Raw genomic sequence first — 14,410 nt, 5'->3', positions numbered from 1 at the left:
CATGGGCAGACGATTCAGGCGGGCTTGGCGTTGGATTTGTTGCGCGCGGCCAGGCTGGCGATCAGCGCATCAATGCCACCGGCATTGATCTCTTTGGTGAACTGGGTGCGGTAGTTCTCGATCAACCAGACGCCCAGGACGTTCAGGTCGAAGATCATCCAGCCAGCGCCTTCACCCGGGGTTTTTTCAAGTCTGTAATCCAGCTGGATCGGGTCTCCTTTGCCGCGCACCTCGGTGTTGACCACCAGGTTCTTGTCTTCCTGACCTGCACGCAGGGGCTTGACCACCACCACCTGGTCACTCACCTGGGTGAGCGCCCCGGCATAGGTGCGAACCAGCAAAATTTTGAACTCTTCCTGCAAACGCTTTTGCTGTTCCGGTGTGGCTTTGCGCCAGGCGGGGCCAGTCGCCAAAGCGGTCATGCGGCGAAAGTTCACATGGGGCATGACCTTGGAATCCACCAGCTGGATGATTTTGCCGATGTCGCCATTGCGCAAGGCCTTGTCGGCCTTGATGGTGTCCAGGGTTTCATTGGTGATGCGCTTGATGAACGCATCCGGCGATTCGTCTGCGGCCCAAGACGGCCCCACGTTGGCGAGCAAGGCAAAGGCAGAGGCCATCGCCAGCATATGGCGACGGGGCAAAAGCATGGAGAGCATGTTTTTCATGGGTGCACTATACGGTCAGCAGCGCCGGGTCTTGTGAACAACTGTAACGCGACCAGGGGCGAATTTCATGGCCTTGTTTCAGGGTGTTTCTGATTCTGTGTAATCGAAACGGGCTGGCGGATTGCCGTCATGCACGTCGTTTTCGCGTTTTTGCAAATAGGCATCGCGCACAAAGGTGTAAGGGTCCAATGCCGCCGCCTTGATCACATCCACCGTCTGCAGCAAACCTGAGCGCACATCCATGACACGGGTGACTGACAACACATTGCGGGCAGCCTGATCGTTGAATTGCTGAACCGCATCCCCCTTCATGTCCAGGGGTGTGGCCAAGGTGTCACGCAAGGTGGAGGGGCCGAAAATGGGCAGCACGACGTAAGGACCGGGTTTGACACCCCAATAGCCCAAGGTTTGACCAAAGTCTTCCTTGCGCTTTTCAAGTCGCATTTCGGAGGCCACATCGAGAACGCCGCCCAAACCTAAAAATGTGTTCACCGTGATGCGCATGAAGGTCTCGGCCGTGGCTTGGCCCTTCAACTGCAAAGCGCTGTTGGCCATGGACCACACGTCACCGAGATTGCCCAGGAAGTTGTGAATCCCGGTACGCACTGGGCTGGGCAACACAGCCACATAAGCCTTGGCAGCCGGCTGGATGGCCGCAGTGTCCAATGCGTCGTTGAATTTGTAGACGCTGCGGTTCATGGACTCCCAAGGATCGCGTGGGTCCGGATTGGTGACCGTGGCGCAACCTTGCAAAACCAGCAACACGCAGCCCAACAGCATCAGGCTGATTCGTCGGGTCAGGAATTTCATGGTTTTTGACTTTCTGCCGCAGGTTTTTCTGCCTGGCTGTAAAGGAATTGGCTGATCAGATTTTCCAGAATGACCGCCGACTGGGTCGAAGCGATCTTGTCGCCTGCGACCAGATTTTTTTCATCGGCACCAGGCGACACGTCCAGGTATTGCTCACCCAACAAACCGCTGGTGAGGATTTTCAAGGAACTGTCTTGGGGAAAGGCATGCTCGGACTGCAAGGCCAGCGTGACTTTGGCCTGAAAAGACTCGCCATCGAACTCGATCTTCTTGACACGCCCGACCACCACACCGGCACTCTTGACGGCCGCACCGGGCTTGAGCCCGCCAATGTTGTCGAACTTGGCGCTGACTTCGTAATCCTGACTGAAACTCCAGGTCAGCAAGTTGGCGGCCTTGAGCGCCAGGAACAGGATGGCCACAGCCCCCAGCAGCACAAACAAACCCACCCACACATCATTTTTTGAACGTTGCATGCCGTCCTCCTCAAATGCTGAACATCATCGCGGTCAGGATGAAATCCAGCCCCAACACCGACAAAGAAGAAACCACCACACTGCGCGTGGTGGCACTGGCCACACCTTCGGGCGTGGGCTTGGCCACATAACCTTGCAGCAAGGCGATGAAGGTCACCGCCACGCCAAACACCACACTTTTGATGATGCCGTTGCCCACGTCCTTGAACACATCGACGCCGCCTTGCATCTGGCTCCAGAAAGAACCCGCGTCCACGCCGATCAGCAACACGCCCACGACATAACCACCCAAGATGCCCACCGCACTGAACACGGCCGCCAACAAGGGCAAGGCGATGATGCCGCCCCAAAAGCGCGGCGCCAAGATGCGCTGCACCGGGTCCACCGCCATCATCTCGAGAGCCGTGAGCTGCTCACCGGCACGCATGAGGCCAATCTCGGCCGTGAGCGATGCCCCGGCGCGACCGGCAAACAACAAGGCGGCCACCACCGGGCCCAACTCGCGCACCAGACTGAGGGCCACCAGCAGGCCCAGCGCCTCGGCCGAGCCGTAACGCTGCAGCGTGTAGTAGCCCTGCAAGCCCAATACAAAGCCCACAAACAGGCCCGACACCGTGATGATGGCCAGCGAGTAGTTGCCCAGAAAATGCACCTGGTCACGCACCAGACCGAAGCGTTTGAGCGCAGCGCCCGACATGCCCAGCAGCTTGAAAAACAGACGGGCGCCAAAGCCCCAGTCGGCCAGCAGCTGTCGGGTGGATGCGCCCAAAGCGCCCAACATGGAGGCGATCATGCCGACCTCCGGTCATAGTCTTGCGCGGCCGTGGGGGCCGGGTAATGGAAAGGCACCGGCCCGTCGCTCAGGGCATGCACAAACTGGTGGATCAGCGGATCGGTGCTGGCCCGCAACTCGGCAGGCGTGCCCTGCGCGGCCACACCGCCATTGGCCAGGATGACCACATGGTCGGCGATTTCAAAGGTTTCGGTGACATCGTGTGAGACCACGACGCTGGTGATGCCCAGGCTGTCGTTCAAGCGGCGAATCAATCGCGCGGCCGTGCCGAGCGAGATCGGGTCGAGGCCTGCAAAGGGCTCGTCGTACATGATCAGGTCAGGGTCCAATGCGATGGCGCGGGCCAAGGCCACGCGGCGGCTCATGCCCCCGGAAATCTCGGAAGGCTTCAGGTCCCGCGCACCGCGCAAACCCACCGCATCGAGCTTCATGAGCACGATGTCGCGGATCAGATCTTCAGACAAACGGGTGTGTTCGCGCAAGGGGAACGCCACATTGTCGAACACACTCATGTCGGTGAACAGCGCGCCGAACTGGAACAGCATGCCCATGCGGCGGCGTGCGGCATACAGCTCGGTTTGGCGCATGGGCGTGATGTCCTGGCCATCGAACAGAAGCTGCCCCTGGCTGGCACGGATCTGCCCGCCAATGAGGCGCAGCACCGTGGTCTTGCCGCCCCCTGAAACGCCCATCAGGGCCGTGACTTGTCCTCGCGGCACCTTGAAGCTGAGGTTCTTCAGGATGACACGGTCGCCGTACCCGAAAGTCAGGTCGCGCAATTCAACAAGAGGCGGTGGTGTGGCTGTGGCGTTCATGAAAAACAAGAGCCGGATGGATCCGGCTCTTGTGGTGTTGTTTTAACCGGGTCGGCGCTGGGCCGATCCGTGAGATTAAGGGATTTTACCTATAACCGGGAAGCCTCAGCGCGGCAGGTCGCTTTGCCCCATCAGGAATTCGTCGACGGCGCGTGCGGCTTGGCGACCTTCGCGGATCGCCCACACCACCAGCGACTGACCCCGGCGCATGTCGCCTGCGGCAAACACCTTGTTCACGTTGGTGGCGTAGCCGCCCGTGAAGTCGGTGCTGGCCTTGGCATTGCCGCGGGCGTCCTTGTCCACGCCAAAGGCGTCGAGCACGGTGGCGACCGGGTTGGTGAAGCCCATGGCCAGCAGGACCAGATCGGCTTTGTATTCCTTCTCGGTGCCGGCGATTTCGACCATCTTGCCGTCCTTGAACTCGACGTGCACGGTCTTCAGACCTGTGACTTTGCCTTTTTCACCGACAAAAGCCTTGGTGGAAATGGCGAACTCGCGCTGCAACAGGCCTTTTTCGGCGCTCTCGTCGTGGCTGGAGCTGGTGCGCAGCTTCATGGGCCAGTAAGGCCAGACCAGCGCCTTGTTTTCTTTTTCGGGCGGCTCGGGCATCACCTCAAACTGGGTCACGCTCAAAGCGCCATGACGTGTGCTGGTGCCCACGCAGTCGCTACCGGTGTCGCCGCCACCGATCACGATGACATGCTTGCCATCGGCCCGCAACTGGCCTTTGAGCTTGTCACCGGCGTTGACCTTGTTTTGCTGGGGCAGGAATTCCATCGCGAAATGGATGCCGTCCAGGTCGCGGCCGGGCACGGGCAGGTCACGCGACTGCTCGGAACCACCGGTCAACAACACCGCGTCAAAGTCTTTCTTGAGCTGCTCGGCGCTGATGGTTTCTTTAGCCCAGTTGGTGACCTTGGAATCCTTGGGCCACTCACCCACCAGCACGCTGGTACGGATCTTCACGCCTTCGGCTTCGAGCTGCTTGACGCGGCGGTCGATGTGCGTCTTTTCCATCTTGAAGTCAGGAATGCCATAACGCAGCAAGCCGCCCACGCGGTCGTTCTTCTCGAAGAGGGTCACGTCGTGACCCGCACGTGCCAGCTGCTGGGCCGCAGCCAAACCCGCAGGGCCCGCGCCAATGATGGCCACGGTCTTGCCGGTTTTGACCTTGGCGGGACGGGGTGTGACCCAACCCTCGGACCAGGCGCGGTCGATGATGGCGTGCTCGATGGATTTGATACCCACCGCGTCGCCGTTGAAGTTCACCACGCAGGCTGCTTCGCAAGGCGCAGGGCAGATGCGGCCGGTGAACTCGGGAAAGTTGTTGGTGCTGTGCAGCACCTCGATCGCGTTCTTCCAGTCGCCCTGGTACACCAGGTCGTTGAAGTCCGGGATGATGTTGTTGACCGGGCAGCCGTTGTTGCAAAACGGTGTGCCGCAGTCCATGCAGCGTGCGGCTTGGGTTTTCGACTGCTCGGGCGTCAAGCCGATCACGAACTCGCTGTAGTTTTTCAAACGCTCGGCAACGGGTTTATAGCCCTCTTCGATGCGCTCGAATTCCATGAAACCTGTGATTTTTCCCATGATGTTTCCTTCGATTCTTGACGTGGGGCTCAGGCGGCCACGGGCTTGGCGGCCTTGGCCGCTTTGCGTGCGTTGATCTCACCCAAAGCACGCTTGTATTCGTTCGGGAACACCTTCACGAACTTGGTGCGGGCGGTGGCCCAGTTGTCCAGCAACTCGCGGGCGCGCTGGCTGCCGGTCCACTTGTGGTGGTCTTCCAGCAGTTTCTTGAGCTGCACCTCGTCGGCCTGGTCGCGGTGCCAGACCTTGCGGTCGACTTGCGCTTCCTGCTCGGCCGCTGTCAGCACTTTTTCCATGCTGACCATGGCGGTGTTGCAGCGCGAGGCAAACTCACCGTCTTCGTCGTACACATAGGCGATACCACCGCTCATGCCCGCGCCGAAGTTGCGGCCGGTCTTGCCCAGGACAGCCACCGTACCGCCGGTCATGTATTCGCAACCGTGGTCACCTGTGCCTTCGACCACGGCCGTGGCACCCGACAGACGCACCGCAAAGCGCTCTCCAGCCACGCCGGCAAAGAAGGCTTCACCGGTGGTCGCGCCGTACATGACGGTGTTGCCCACGATGATGTTTTGCGAGGCCACACCACGGAACTCCAGGCTCGGGCGCACCACCACGCGGCCGCCCGACAGGCCTTTGCCGGTGTAGTCGTTGGCTTCACCGATCAGGTACAGCGTGATGCCCTTGCACAGGAAAGCGCCAAACGATTGGCCGCCGGTGCCTTCGAGCTGGATGCGGATGGTGTCGTCTGGCAAACCTTCGGGATGCACCTGGGTCACCGCGCCGGACAACATGGCACCGACCGAGCGGTTGACGTTGCGGGCAGTTTCCATGAACTGCACTTTTTCGCCTTTGTCGATGGCCGCACGGCTCTTGGCGATCAGCACATTGTCGAGCGCCTTGGCCAGACCGTGGTCCTGCGTTTGCACGTGGCGCACGTCGGCGTCCATCGTGACTTGCGGCACAGCCAGCAGGCGAGAAAAGTCCAGACCACGGGCCTTCCAGTGGCTCACGCCCGCACGCATGTCGAGCAGGTCGGCACGGCCCACCAGGTCGTCGAACTTATTGATGCCCAGCTGGGCCATGATCTGGCGCACTTCTTCGGCAATGAAGAAGAAGTAGTTCACGACATGCTCGGGCTTGCCGGTGAATTTCTTGCGCAGTTCCGGGTCTTGCGTGGCCACGCCCACCGGGCAGGTGTTCAGGTGGCACTTGCGCATCATGATGCAGCCCTCCACGACCAGCGGTGCGGTGGCAAAGCCGAATTCGTCTGCGCCCAGCAAGGCGCCAATGGCCACGTCGCGACCGGTTTTCATCTGGCCGTCGGCCTGCACACGGATGCGACCGCGCAAGCCGTTGAGCACCAAGGTCTGCTGGGTTTCGGCCAGACCGATTTCCCATGGCGAGCCCGCATGCTTGACCGACGACCAGGGCGATGCGCCCGTGCCGCCGTCATGGCCCGCGATCACCACGTGGTCGGCCTTGCACTTGGCCACACCGGCGGCGATGGTGCCGACGCCGATTTCGGACACCAGCTTGACGCTGATGTCGCTGTGCGGGGCGACGTTCTTCAGGTCGTGGATCAGCTGGGCCAAGTCCTCGATGGAGTAGATGTCGTGGTGTGGAGGTGGTGAGATCAGGCCGACGCCAGGCACCGAGTGGCGCAGCTTGCCGATGTAATCGGAGACCTTGCCGCCGGGCAGCTGACCGCCCTCACCGGGCTTGGCGCCCTGGGCCATCTTGATCTGGATCTGGTCAGCGCTCGACAGGTATTCGGCAGTGACACCGAAACGGCCCGAAGCGACCTGTTTGATGCGCGAGCGCAGGCTGTCACCTGCGGCCAAAGGCATGTCGACTTCGACGTTTTCGGCGCCGATCACGCTCTTGAGCGAATCGCCCAACTTGATCGGGATGCCCTTGAGTTCGTTGCGGTAACGGTTGGCGTCTTCACCGCCCTCGCCCGTGTTGCTCTTGCCGCCAATGCGGTTCATGGCCACGGCCAAAGTGGCGTGCGCTTCGGTGGAGATCGAGCCCAGCGACATCGCACCCGTGGCGAAACGCTTGACGATCTCGGCAGCGGGCTCGACCTGCTCCAGCGGGATGGCCTTGGACGGATCGATCTTGAACTCGAACAGGCCACGCAGCGTCATGTGGCGCTTGCTCTGGTCGTTGATGATCTGGGCGTACTCTTTGTAGGTGCTGAAGTTGTTGGCACGGGTGGAGTGCTGCAACTTGGCGATCGCGTCGGGCGTCCACATGTGCTCTTCACCACGGGCGCGCCAGGCGTATTCGCCGCCGGCGTCCAGCATGGTGGCCAGCAGCGGGTCATCACCAAAGGCGGCGGCGTGCATGCGGAAGGCTTCTTCGGCAATTTCGAACACGCCAATGCCGCCCACACGGCTGGAGGTGCCGGTGAAGTACTTGTTGATGGTTTCGGTGTTGATGCCGATGGCTTCGAACAGCTGGGCGCCGCAATACGACATGTAGGTCGACACGCCCATCTTGGACATGATCTTGGACAGGCCCTTGCCAATCGCCTTGACGTAGTTGTAGAGCGCCTTGTCGGCCGACAGGTCGCCGGGCAGCTCTTTGTGCAGGGCCACCAGGGTTTCCATGGCCAGGTAGGGGTGGACGGCTTCTGCGCCGTAACCGGCGAGCACCGCAAAGTGGTGCACTTCGCGGGCGGTGCCGGTTTCCACCACCAGACCGGCCGTGGTGCGCAGGCCCTCGGTCACCAGGTGCTGGTGAATGGCCGAGAGCGCCAACAAAGCGGGGATGGCCACCTGGGTGGCGCTCACGCCGCGGTCGCTGATGATCAGGATGTTGTGGCCACCCTTGATCGCGTCCACCGCTTCGGCGCACAGCGAAGCGAGTTTGGCTTCGACGCCTTCGCGGCCCCAGGCCACCGGGTAGGTGATGTCCAGCGTGTGGCTGCGGAACTTGCCCTGGGTCCGCTCGGCAATCGTGCGAAGCTTGGCCATGTCCTGGAAGTCCAGCACAGGCTGGCTGACTTCGAGGCGCATCGGCGGGTTGACCTGGTTGATGTCCAGCAGGTTGGGTTTGGGGCCAATGAAGGAGACCAGCGACATCACGATGGCTTCGCGGATCGGGTCAATCGGCGGGTTGGTCACCTGCGCGAACAACTGCTTGAAGTAGTTGTAGAGTGGCTTGTTCTTGTCAGAGAGCACGGCCAGTGGGCTGTCGTTGCCCATGGAGCCAATGGCCTCTTCACCGGCCGAGGCCATAGGGGCCAGCAGGAATTTGATGTCCTCCTGTGTCATGCCAAAGGCTTGCTGGCGGTCCAGCAAATCGGCGGCATCGCTTTCGGGGGCATCGCTGGCATTGGGCTCGATGTCGTCGAGCTTGACACGCAGGTTCTCGATCCACTGCTTGTAGGGCTTGCTGTTGGCCAGGCCCGACTTGAGTTCCTCGTCATTGATCATGCGGCCTTGCTCCAGGTCGATCAGGAACATCTTGCCCGGCTGCAGACGCCACTTGCGCACGATCTTGCTCTCGGGAATCGGCAGCACGCCGGTTTCCGAACCCATGATGACCATGTCGTCGTCGGTGATGATGTAGCGCGAAGGACGCAGGCCGTTGCGGTCCAGCGTGGCGCCGATCTGGCGGCCGTCGGTGAACACGATGGAGGCGGGGCCGTCCCAAGGTTCCAGCATCGCAGCGTGGTACTCATAGAAAGCCTTGCGGCGCTCGTCCATGGTGGTGTGCTGCTCCCAGGGCTCGGGGATCATCATCATCACGGCCTGGCTGATGGGGTAGCCCGCCATGGTCAGCAGTTCCAGGCAGTTGTCGAAGGTCGCGGTGTCGGACTGACCGGCAAAGCTGATCGGATACAGCTTTTGCAGGTCGTCGGCCAGCACGGGCGAGGACATCACGCCTTCGCGGGCCTTCATCCAGTTGTAGTTGCCCTTGACGGTATTGATCTCGCCGTTGTGTGCCACATAGCGGTAAGGGTGAGCCAATGGCCACTCGGGGAAGGTATTGGTCGAGAAACGCTGGTGCACAAGGCCCAAGGCGGAGACGCAACGCTCGTCCTGCAGGTCCAGGTAATAGGTGCCCACCTGGTCGGCCAGCAGCAGGCCTTTGTAGACCACGGTGCGGCTGGACATGCTGGGGATGTAGTACTCGTTGCTGTGCGTCAAGTGCAGGTTCTGGATCGCGGCGCTGGCGGTCTTGCGGATCACATACAGCTTGCGCTCGAGCGCATCCTGCACGATCACGTCGGCGCCACGGCCAATGAAGATTTGGCGCATGACCGGCTCTTTCTCGCGCACGCGGGGCGACATGGGCATGTCGCGGTTCACCGGCACATCGCGCCAGCCGAGCAGCACCTGGCCTTCGGCCTTGACGGCGCGCTCGAGTTCTTGCTCGCAAGCCATGCGCGAAGCGTGTTCTTTGGGCAGGAACACCATGCCCACGCCATATTCACCAAAGGGTGGCAGCGCCACGCCTTGCTTGGCCATTTCGTCGCGGTACAGCGCATCGGGCAGCTGGATCAGGATACCGGCACCATCGCCCATGAGCGCGTCCGCGCCCACAGCACCCCGGTGATCCAGGTTTTCAAGAATCTTGAGCGCCTGCGTCACGATGGCGTGGGTCTTGTGACCCTTGATGTGGGCCACAAAGCCGACACCGCAAGCATCGTGTTCATTGGCCGGGTCATACAGACCGGTCGATTGGAAATGTTCTTTTGCACTGGCCGAAGTCATGGGCGCTCCTAAGGGTTTTCACGCAGATCGAGGAGTGTAGTGCACAGCAGCAACCGTGCCAAACTTTTTAATTGGGGTCAGATCCCAATTAATTTGACTTTTGAATTGGCTTCGGATTAATTGGGGACAGATTTAATCGGGTGTCTTTTTGGCAGGTCGGCCAGCCTTGCCTGGCACCAGACGCCGCTGAGTGGTTTGCTGCAAGCCACTGACAAAATTGGCCGACCCCAGCGCCCAGCCCGACAAGGCGCTTTGCGTGAGTTGATCCTTTTCGCGCTGCGCCAGGCCCGTCTGCACCAGCTCGGCATAAGCCGCCTCTCGGGCAAAAGGGGTGTTGCCCAAACCCCAAAACAGGGCATGCGGTGTCACCAATTTATCGCTCAACTGACCAATACAGTGCCTGTGGCTGGACCATTTGAAGTCGGCGGGTTGCGCCACCATGCCTGCCCGCACCGGGTTCAGATCGATGTAGACCATGCAGGCCAAAAGATAGCGCTCACTCTCAATGAGGTTGCTGCGGTAGCGGCCTTCCCACAGCGTACCGGTGCGCTGGTGCCGCAAATTGAAATAGCGCACATAGGCCCGCCCCACCGCCTGCATCATCTGCGGCAGGCCCTCGTCGGTTTCGGGGGTGAGCAGCAAATGGAAGTGGTTGTCCATGATCACATACGCATGGATGGCCACCTTGAAAGTTTGTGCATGCTCTTGCCACAGCGCCAGCAAACGCTCGCGGTCCGCATCGTCGCGCACGATGGCCTGGCGGTCATTGCCGCGCTGGATGACGTGGTGCGGATAAGCAGCAACAGTGAGGCGGGGTTGGCGGGCCATGGGAACTCCTTGAACAGGACAAGCAGTTTAATTGGGATCTGACCCCAATTAAATGGAAGCTCCCGTGTGACAGACGGGTGATCCTCATGCCTTTAAGCTTGCTGCATGCACAAGACAACCCTCCGAATTGGCGCAGGCGCAGGGTACGCGGGCGACCGCATTGCGCCTGCCGTGGAACTGACCGAAAAGGGGCACCTCGACTTTCTGGTATTCGAGTGCCTGGCCGAGCGAACGATTGCCTTGGCGCAACTGGAGCGGTCCAAAGACCCGGCTGCTGGTTTTGACCCAATGCTGGTCGCCCGCATGCGCGCCGTGCTGCCCGCCTGCATCCGCCAGGGCACCCGCATCATCAGCAACATGGGCGCGGCCAACCCGCTGCAGGCCGGGCACAAGGTGCTGGCCGTGGCCCGTGAATTGGGTTTGCCGCAAATTAAAGTGGCGGTGGTGCTGGGCGACGATGTGCTGGCCACCCTGACCCAAACCGGCTTGGCGCTGCCCATGCTGGAGAGCACGCAAACCCTGGCCGATCTGCAACCCCAACTGATTTCGGCCAACGCCTACCTGGGGGCCGAAGCCCTGCTGCCCGCGCTGCAAACCGACGCCCAGGTCATCATCACCGGCCGCGTGGCCGATCCGGCGCTGTTTTTGGCCCCCTTGATGCACCACTTTGGTTGGGCAGCCGACGACTGGGAGCGTCTGGGTCAAGGCGTGCTGGTCGGGCATTTGCTGGAATGCGCGGCGCAGATCACGGGCGGCTACTTTGCCGATCCGGGCTACAAGGACGTGCCCGACCAGGCCCGGCTGGGCTTTCCGCTGGCCGAAGTCAGCGCCTCGGCTGACGCCATCATCACCAAAGTGGCGGGCTCTGGCGGCTGCGTCACGGTGGCCACTTGCACGGAACAACTGCTCTACGAAATCGAGAACCCCGCACGCTACCTGCAGCCCGATGTGGTGGCCGACTTTTCTCAGGTGCAGCTGACGCAACTGGGCCCAGATCGCGTTCAAGTGACCGGTGGCAGCGGCCATCCCCGAACCGACACGCTCAAGGTCACCCTGGGCTACCGCGACGGCTTCATTGGCGAGGGGCAAATCAGCTATGCCGGGCCGGGCGCACAGGCACGGGGCCAACTGGCGCTGGAGCTGGTGCGACAACGGCTGGCCGATGCCGGTTATGCCGAGTTCGAAGGTCGCTACGACCTGATCGGCGTGAACGCGATCTTCGGCCCCTCCAGCGCAGCAATGACAGAACCCACCGAAGTGCGTGCCCGCGTGGCCCTGCGCGTGCCCACCTTGACACAAGCCCAGCATGTGGCGCACGAGGTCGAAGCGCTTTACACCAACGGCCCGGCCGGTGGCGGCGGCGCCACACGCAACGTGCGCGAAGTGGTTGCCGCTGCCGCCGTGCTCATGCCGCGCAATGCCGTGCACACCACCACCGTGCTGCTCAACGCAGAAGGAGACTGACATGCTGCTGCGCGACATCGCCCACACCCGCACCGGCGACAAAGGCAACCGGTCCACCTTGTCGGTCATCGCTTACGACAAAAAAGACTTTGCCCTGCTGGAACAACACCTGAGCGCCGAACGGGTGCAAGCCCACTTTGCAGGCACCGTGCACGGCCCGGTGGAACGCTACGCCCTGCCCCAACTGGGCGCCCTCAACTTTGTCATGCACCAAGCGCTGGGCGGCGGGGTCACCCGCTCGCTGGCCCTGGACGCCCACGGGAAATGCCTGAGTGCACACCTGCTGACATTTGTGATTGAATGATTTTTTGACCCACTGGAGAACCCATGAAAAGTTTGCGCATCGCTTCTTTGTTGTCTGCCGCCTTGGGCCTTGGCCTTGTGGCATCCCAAGCCCTGGCACAGGCCTACCCCAACAAACCCATCAAGGCCGTGGTGCCCTTTGCGGCGGGCAGCGCCACCGACCAAATTGGTCGCGCCTTTGCGCAAAAAATGTCGGAAGTGCTGGGCCAGCCCGTGGTGGTGGACAACCGCGCTGGCGTGAACGGCATGCTGGGGGCCGACGCGGTCGCCAAGTCGGCACCCGATGGCTACACCATCCTGATTGGCACCAACAGCACCAACGCGGCCCTGAAAAGCCTGATGAAAAAGCTGCCCTACGACCAGGACACCGCCTTTGCGCCCGTGGCCTACATGGGCTCGGTGCCGCTGATCGTGGCGGTGAACAACGATGTTCCCGCCAAAACCCTCAAAGAATTTGTGGACCTGGCCAAATCCAAACCCACACAAGTGACGTTCGCCAGCGCCAGCACCTCGCAACTGGTGTCCAGCGAAATGCTCGCCAGCATGGCGGGCATCCAGATGACCAATGTGCCCTACAAAAGCGGCCCGGCGGCCATGACCGACCTGATTGGCGGCCAGGTGAACATGTTCACCGCCGACTTTGCCGTCATGCTGCCCCAGGTCAAGGCGGGCAAGATCCGTGGCCTGGCCGTCACCTCGACCCAGCGCTCCAAGGCCATCCCCGAGCTGCCCACCGTCAACGAAGCCCTGGGCCTGAAAGACTATGAACTGATCGCCTATTTTGCGGTCTTTGCCCCGGCCGGCACGCCCGCCGACATCGTCAACAAGCTCAACGCCGCGGTGAACGCTGCGGCCAACGACAAGACCATCCTGGAGCGCTTCTCGGCCCTGGGCTTTGAGACCGCCCCCGCCTCACCCGAAGCACTGGCGCAACGCTCCAAAGCCGAAACCGCCAAATGGGCCAAAGCCATTCGCGACGCGAAAATTGAGCCGCAATAAGGCGGTTGATATCTGCTGAGCGCCAGATCAGACCGCTGCTGATCTGGCGACCCGTGGATAGCGCCCGCCCATCAGTTCTTTCACCCCAAACTCCTGAAGCAGCGCCAGCAGGCGCTCGCCCGAGGCGCGTTTTTTCTGACCGGTGTACTTGGCCAGAATCAGCTCGTTTTTCATGGAATGCTCCCAGCCCACCAGCTCGGTCACCGTGACCTGGTAACCCTGTGACTCCAGATACAGGCAACGCAGCACATTGGTCAGCTGACTGCCCACTTCGCGGGTGTGCAGGGGGTGACGCCACAGCTCGGCCAGCGGGGTGCGCTGCAGATTGATCGCCTTATTCTGGTTGAGGGCTCGGGCCAGTTCGGCCTGGCAGCAAGGCACCAGCACCATGTATCTGGCTTTCTTTTGCAGACCGAAGGCAATGGCATCGTCGGTGGCCGTGTCGCAGGCGTGCAGCGCAGTCACCACGTCGATCTGCTCGGGCAGCTCTTCGCTTTGGGTAGATTCGGCCACGCTCACATTCAAAAAGCGCATGCGCTCAAAGCCCAGCTTCTGGGCCAACGCTTTGGACGACTCCACCAGCTCGCTGCGCGTTTCGATGCCGTAAATCGTGCCTTGGCCCAGGGCCTTGAAAAACAGGTCGTAAATGATGAAGCCGAGGTACGACTTGCCTGCGCCGTGGTCGGCCAAGGTGGGGCCACTGACGCTCGCGGGCAATTCCAGCAACAGCTTTTCGATGAACTGAAACAAGTGGTAGACCTGCTTGAGCTTGCGGCGCGAGTCCTGGTTGAGCTTGCCCTCGCGCGTGAGGATGTGCAGCTGCTTGAGCAACTCAACCGACTGGCCGGGGCGCACCTCGGGGGGCAGTGCGTCAGGGCTGGCGGCGGGCGAATGGGTTGCGCGTTTCGGGCTTTTCATGGCGTGGAGCGAAGTGGGTGCG

General features: G+C 61.5%; 12 protein-coding genes. 3 read left to right on the top strand and 9 right to left on the bottom strand.

From position 1 onward, the window contains the following. Positions 1–14: 14 nt before the first annotated feature. The 8 genes from ACZ5RT_RS04890 to ACZ5RT_RS04855 all read right to left on the bottom strand — a co-directional run bounded on the left by ACZ5RT_RS04890 (position 15) and on the right by ACZ5RT_RS04855 (position 10,704). Positions 15–668, bottom strand: a complete 654-nt coding sequence (locus ACZ5RT_RS04890; protein ID WP_464453699.1) for an MlaC/ttg2D family ABC transporter substrate-binding protein — start codon at positions 666–668, stop codon at positions 15–17. Between the two features lie 78 nt (positions 669–746). Beyond that, positions 747–1,478: an MlaA family lipoprotein gene (locus ACZ5RT_RS04885; protein ID WP_422172094.1), complete on the bottom strand. Its 732-nt coding sequence runs from the start codon at positions 1,476–1,478 to the stop codon at positions 747–749. Next, positions 1,475–1,954, bottom strand: coding sequence for an outer membrane lipid asymmetry maintenance protein MlaD (gene mlaD, locus ACZ5RT_RS04880; RefSeq protein WP_108428610.1), 480 nt, complete (start codon positions 1,952–1,954; stop codon positions 1,475–1,477). The genes ACZ5RT_RS04885 and mlaD overlap by 4 nt, the downstream gene beginning before the upstream one ends. 10 nt (positions 1,955–1,964) lie before the next feature. Beyond that, positions 1,965–2,747, bottom strand: a complete 783-nt coding sequence (gene mlaE, locus ACZ5RT_RS04875) for a lipid asymmetry maintenance ABC transporter permease subunit MlaE (protein ID WP_464453698.1) — start codon at positions 2,745–2,747, stop codon at positions 1,965–1,967. Beyond that, positions 2,744–3,562, bottom strand: coding sequence for an ABC transporter ATP-binding protein (locus ACZ5RT_RS04870; protein WP_291927223.1), 819 nt, complete (start codon positions 3,560–3,562; stop codon positions 2,744–2,746). Before ACZ5RT_RS04870 ends, mlaE begins: the two co-directional genes overlap by 4 nt. Positions 3,563–3,667: 105 nt before the next feature. After that, complete coding sequence (locus ACZ5RT_RS04865) at positions 3,668–5,149, bottom strand: glutamate synthase subunit beta (protein ID WP_464453697.1); 1,482 nt, start codon at positions 5,147–5,149, stop codon at positions 3,668–3,670. A 29-nt stretch (positions 5,150–5,178) separates the two neighbouring features. Further along, entirely contained in the window at positions 5,179–9,876 is a 4,698-nt protein-coding gene (locus ACZ5RT_RS04860; protein WP_464453696.1) for a glutamate synthase-related protein, read from the bottom strand. A gap of 132 nt (positions 9,877–10,008) precedes the next feature. Continuing rightward, positions 10,009–10,704 (bottom strand): transposase, encoded by a 696-nt coding sequence (locus ACZ5RT_RS04855; RefSeq protein ID WP_464453695.1) that lies wholly within the window; start codon positions 10,702–10,704, stop codon positions 10,009–10,011. Positions 10,705–10,809: 105 nt separating this feature from the next. On the opposite strand from ACZ5RT_RS04855, the gene ACZ5RT_RS04850 reads away from it, so the two are divergent. The 3 genes from ACZ5RT_RS04850 to ACZ5RT_RS04840 are packed head-to-tail and all read left to right on the top strand — an operon-like array spanning position 10,810 to position 13,470. Beyond that, on the top strand, positions 10,810–12,168 hold the full coding sequence (locus ACZ5RT_RS04850) for an acyclic terpene utilization AtuA family protein (protein ID WP_464453694.1): 1,359 nt from the start codon (positions 10,810–10,812) through the stop codon (positions 12,166–12,168). 1 nt (position 12,169) lies between these two features. Beyond that, complete coding sequence (locus ACZ5RT_RS04845) at positions 12,170–12,472, top strand: AtuA-related protein (protein WP_464453693.1); 303 nt, start codon at positions 12,170–12,172, stop codon at positions 12,470–12,472. 23 nt (positions 12,473–12,495) lie between these two features. Beyond that, entirely contained in the window at positions 12,496–13,470 is a 975-nt protein-coding gene (locus ACZ5RT_RS04840; RefSeq protein ID WP_464453692.1) for a Bug family tripartite tricarboxylate transporter substrate binding protein, read from the top strand. Between the two features lie 27 nt (positions 13,471–13,497). Here ACZ5RT_RS04840 and ACZ5RT_RS04835 read toward each other — a convergent pair whose 3' ends face one another. Next, entirely contained in the window at positions 13,498–14,388 is an 891-nt protein-coding gene (locus ACZ5RT_RS04835; protein WP_464453691.1) for a class I SAM-dependent methyltransferase, read from the bottom strand. Between the last annotated feature and the right edge of the window lie 22 nt (positions 14,389–14,410).

The sequence above is a fragment of the Limnohabitans sp. TEGF003 genome (genome assembly GCF_055395455.1).
Note: the sequence above shows the minus strand (reverse complement) of the source record. Positions and strands in the feature narration are given on the sequence as shown.